Genomic DNA, 1775 nt, shown 5'->3' with positions numbered 1-1775 from the left:
TACCCTCTATCCCATGGCAGTCGATCGAACTTTAAACGTACCATATAACCTTCCGGGGAGTTCTTATTGGCAGTGGATTAATATCTACACGCGGATGAGCCAGGAGCGGATTATTTTTCTCAATCAGCCGATTACCGATGGCTGGCAAATAGTATGGTTTCGTCCTTGCTGTACCTGGAGTCAGTCGATAATACCAAGCCGATTTATTTATATATCAATTCCTTGGGCGATCCTGTCGCGGCGGGAATGGCTGGGGTAGAAGTCGGCATGATGTCAGTCATGGCGGGATTGGCAATCTATGACACCATCAGACACATCAAGTCGGAAGTCTATACGATTTGTCTGGGTCAGGCAATGGGGATTGCGACACTGCTACTATCTGCTGGCGCTCCTGGCAAACGGGCGAGCTTACCCAACGCTACCATCGGTCTAATGCCGACTCGGGCGGGTAGTCGCGGACAAGCCTCGGATATCACTGTCAATGCTGCTGAAGTCTTGGCGAAAAAAGCCACCATCGTGGATGTGTTCGCACAAACTACGGGCAAGTCCCCCGCGCAAATCGAAAGTGACAGCGAGCGGATGTTTTATATGACAGCCCACGAAGCCCAAGCCTACGGACTGATCGATCGAGTTCTCGAAAGCTCGAAAGATCTTACTTTAGGGGATAGGGGATAGGGGTTAGGGGTTAGTGAGTTCGGACGCTCGCGTCCTTTCTGTCTTACCCTACCATTTCCCTATTCCCTATTCCCTATCCCCTATCCCCTATCCCCTAATCACTATGTCAATCGGCGTCCCTAGCGTTCCATATCGTCTGCCTGGTAGTTCTAACGAACAGTGGATTAATATCTACGATCGATTATTCCGCGAGCGGATTATCTTCTTATTTGAGGAAGTTGATGCGGGCATGGCAAATGCGATCGTAGCTTATATGCTGTATCTAGATTCGGAAGACTCCAGCAAACCAATCTATGTCTATATCAACTCCCCCGGTGGTGAAATCACTGCCGGAATGGCTATCTATGACACGATGCAGCACATCAAGTCAGAAGTAGTGACTATTTGCGTCGGCTTAGCTGCTTCGATGGGTTCGTTCCTGCTGGCGGCGGGGACTCCTGGCAAGCGGTTGGCACTACCCCATGCGCGGATTATGATTCACCAGCCCCTCGGTGGCACCGGACGGATGCAGGCATCGGATATTCAGATCGAAGCCAAGCACATCCTCGAAACGCGGACTCTGCTCAATAAATTGATGGCAGAACGTTCTGGTCAAACTTTGGAGCAGATCGAAAAGGATACCGACCGCGATAATTTCATGTCAGCAGCCGAAGCTGTGACTTATGGACTGATCGACAAAGTAGTGGAAACCGCTAACGTTCGCTAATTCCGAGCTACGATATCGGCTTCAATCGACACATCCCCATTCTCAATCATTTAGAACTAACGTTCGATTGAGAATGGGGATTTTCCATAAGTTAGGAACATTACGATGCTAAATATCTGTCTGAGTTAGGAGCGATCTTTGTAAAATTTTGACTGTTTATGCTAACGGTACATCCATCGCTCCAAATCTCAGTATCAATCAAAAGAGTTTTAGAGTTTTTGAAAAATACTTCAAAATGACCACAAAAAGGTAACTTTTGATTTAGTATAGATAGGTACAAAAAAACTTCAAACTAGTGTAAACTGGGGCACATAAATAATTACGCCAACAAATTAAGCTGTCATCGTACTGTGTCTTGCTAGGAGTGAGAAGTAGAGACGAATCGGCAGTAAGG

The 1775-nt window shown here is 47.3% G+C and carries 1 protein-coding gene and 1 pseudogene; both read left to right on the top strand.

Annotated features, from left to right (window positions below):
* Positions 1-13: 13 nt before the first annotated feature.
* Positions 14-675, top strand: a pseudogene (locus tag RMO35_RS00585) (ATP-dependent Clp protease proteolytic subunit).
* A gap of 103 nt (positions 676-778) precedes the next feature.
* A complete protein-coding gene (locus RMO35_RS00580) occupies positions 779-1381 on the top strand; it encodes an ATP-dependent Clp protease proteolytic subunit (RefSeq protein ID WP_309737831.1) in 603 nt (200 codons plus the stop codon).
* Positions 1382-1775 lie beyond the last annotated feature (394 nt).

Source organism: Chamaesiphon sp. OTE_20_metabat_361 (assembly GCF_031364565.1).
Note: the sequence above shows the minus strand (reverse complement) of the source record. Positions and strands in the feature narration are given on the sequence as shown.